We start from the raw sequence: 2801 nt of genomic DNA, 5'->3' as shown, positions 1-2801 counted from the left end.
CCTCGCGGCAGGCCCGGTAGAAGTCCTGCCACCCCTCGCGCTCGCGGACGACGGCCTCCAGGTACTCGCGCCACACGACGCGGTCGGCCGCCGGGTCCCGGACGACCGCGCCGAGAATGCCGGCGGCGACGTCCGAGGGGCGCAGCACCCCGTCCCCGAAGTGCGCGGCGAGGGCGAGACCGCCGGTGACGACGGAGATCGCCTCGGCCGTGGAGAGCGTGCCACTGGGCGTCTTGACCTTCGTGCGGCCGTCCGTCGTGATCCCGTCGCGCAGCTCGCGGAAGACCGTGACGACGCGGCGGATCTCCTCGGCGCCGGCCGGGACCTCGGGGAGTTCGAGGGAGCGGCCGAGCTGGTCGACCCGGCGCGAGACGATGTCCACCTCGGCCTCGACGCTCTCGGGGAGCGGCAGGACGACCGTGTTGAAGCGGCGGCGGAGCGCGCTGGAGAGGTCGTTGACGCCCCGGTCGCGGTCGTTGGCCGTCGCGATGAGGTTGAAGCCGCCCACGGCCTGCGTCTCGGTGCCCAGCTCCGGGATGGGAAGGGTCTTCTCCGAGAGGATCGTGATGAGCGTGTCCTGCACGTCGGCGGGGATGCGGGTCAGCTCCTCGACGCGCGCGGTCATGCCCTCGGACATGGCCCGCATGACGGGGCTCGGCACGAGGGCGTCGCGACTGGGGCCGTGCGCGAGGAGCTGGGCGTAGTTCCACCCGTAGCGGATGGCCTCCTCCGAGGTGCCCGCCGTGCCCTGCACGAGCAGGGTCGAGTCGCCGCTGACGGCGGCGGCCAGGTGTTCGGAGACCCACGTCTTGGCGGTCCCCGGGACGCCGAGCAGGAGGAGGGCGCGGTCGGTCGCGAGGGTCGTGACGGCGACCTCGACGATCCGGCGCGGGCCCACGTACTTGGGCGTGATGACGGTCCCGTCCGGGAGCGTCCCGCCGAGCAGGTAGGTCGCGACGGCCCACGGCGACAGGCGCCAGCGGGCCGGGCGCGGGCGGTCGTCGGAGGCGGCGAGCGCGGCGAGTTCGTGTGCGAAGGCATCTTCGGCGTGCGGGCGCAGGGCCTGTTCCGCGGCGGGCCGCGCGACGGCCTCGGTGGTGGGCCGCGTGGTGCCCGGGCGCTCTTCGGCGCTCCGCTGTGCGGGCAGGGTCATGGAGCCGATTCCCCCTTCGGTTCGGATGCGTGTTCCACCCTGCACCACCCCACTGACAATCGCTCTGACCTGCGGCGATGACGCATTGTCAGTGGGGCGTCCTACGTTGGTCGGCATGACTTCGCAGGGGGTTCGCTGGACGGCCGAACAGGTGCTCTCACTGGCACCTGACGCGCCGTCGCGCAAGGCGGGAAGCAAGCTCGGCACGGCGGGACCGTGGTCCGGGACGGGGACGACGGAGGAAGGGGTGGTGTGGGGGCTGTGCAAGGGCAGCGGCAGCAAGCCGTACCAGGCGCTGGCCGATGTCTCCGGCCCGGCGTACGCGTGCTCGTGCCCGAGCCGCAAGTTCCCGTGCAAGCACGTGCTCGGCCTGCTGCTGCTCTGGTCGGCCGGCCCGGAGGCCGTGCCGGCCGGGGAACCGCCGGAGTGGGCGGGGCAGTGGCTGGAGAGGCGGCAGGCGCGGGCCGCGAGGAGCGCGGGCGCCGCGCAGGCGGGGGCGGCGGGGAAGGCGGACCCCGAGGCCGCGCGGAAGCGCGCGGAACGGCGCGCCGAGCGGGTCACCGCCGGGGCCGGTGAACTGGAGCAGCGCCTCACCGACCTGCTGCGCGGCGGGCTCGCCTCCGCCGAGCGGGCCGGGTACGGGATGTGGGAGGAGACGGCGGCGCGGATGGTCGACGCGCAGGCCAAGGGTCTCGCCACGCGCGTCCGTGAACTCGGCGCGATACCGGGCTCGGGCCCGGGCTGGCCCGTGCGGCTCCTGGAGGAGAGCGCGCTGCTCCACCTGCTCGTACGGGGCTGGGCCCGGCGCGCGTCGCTGCCCGCGCCGCTCGCCGCGACGGTCGCGCGCCGCCTCGGCCTGCCCGAGACCGCGCCCCCGCCCGAGGGCGAGCGCGATGTGTGGCTCGTGCTGGGTCAGTACGACACGCAGGAGAACTCCCTGACGACACGCCGCATCTGGCTCCACGGCACGCGGTCGGGACGCACGGCGCTGCTCCTCTCCTACGGGGCCGCCGGTTCGGCGCCCGAGGTGAGCCTGCCCGTGGGCCTCGGCCTGGACGCGGAGCTGCTCCCGCACCCGGCGCGCCCGCGCGCCACGCTGGGCGAGCGCTTCGGTCCCGTCGTACCGGTCGCGGACCGACCGCGCGGGACAACGCTCGCGGAGGCGGCCGATCGCTACGGGGCGCTGCTCGCGGAGGACCCGTGGCGCGACTCCTGCCCCGTCACGCTCGACGCCGTCGTACCGGTGCGCGGCCAGGACGGCTGGCAACTCGCCGAGCCCGCGACGGGTACGGCGCTCCCCCTCCCCCGCGCCTTCACCAGCGCCTCCGGCCTGTCGCGCCTCCTCGCCGCCTCGGGCGGCCGCCCGCTGCGGGTCTTCGGCGAGTGCGGCCACCGCGGCTTCCAGCCCCTGGCGGCCTGGGAGGCCGCCGGCACGGAAACGCCCGCCCCCCTCCTCGCCCTGCGCTGACCTTCCCTGGAGACCTCATGAACCCCACCCCCGCCCCTCCCGCCCCGCCCCGCTCCCCCGCCCCAGACCCGGCCTGGCGGGAATCCGGCCCGGACTGGGAGGAGCTGGTCACGACGGCCCTGCTCGGCACCGACCGGCGCCCCTTCGCGGGCGCAGCCGCGCACGGTCCCGTCGCGCTGC

2 protein-coding genes are annotated in these 2801 nt (G+C 75.8%); one reads left to right on the top strand and one right to left on the bottom strand.

All coding sequences use genetic code 11. The annotated features are described in order from the left end of the window. On the bottom strand, window positions 1–1153 hold a 1153-nt coding region (locus SSBG_RS18370), incomplete at its 3' end, for an ATP-binding protein (RefSeq protein WP_008747566.1). 115 nt (window positions 1154–1268) lie between these two features. Here SSBG_RS18370 and SSBG_RS18365 point away from each other — a divergent pair. Continuing rightward, window positions 1269–2621, top strand: a complete 1353-nt coding sequence (locus SSBG_RS18365; RefSeq protein WP_078491347.1) for an SWIM zinc finger family protein — start codon at window positions 1269–1271, stop codon at window positions 2619–2621. Window positions 2622–2801: the final 180 nt, after the last annotated feature.

Origin of the sequence: Streptomyces sp. SPB074 (genome assembly GCF_000154905.1) — a bacterium.
Taxonomy (GTDB): domain Bacteria; phylum Actinomycetota; class Actinomycetes; order Streptomycetales; family Streptomycetaceae; genus Streptomyces.
The sequence above is the reverse complement of the archived record's forward strand: the minus strand, read 5'-3'. Positions and strand labels throughout refer to the sequence as shown.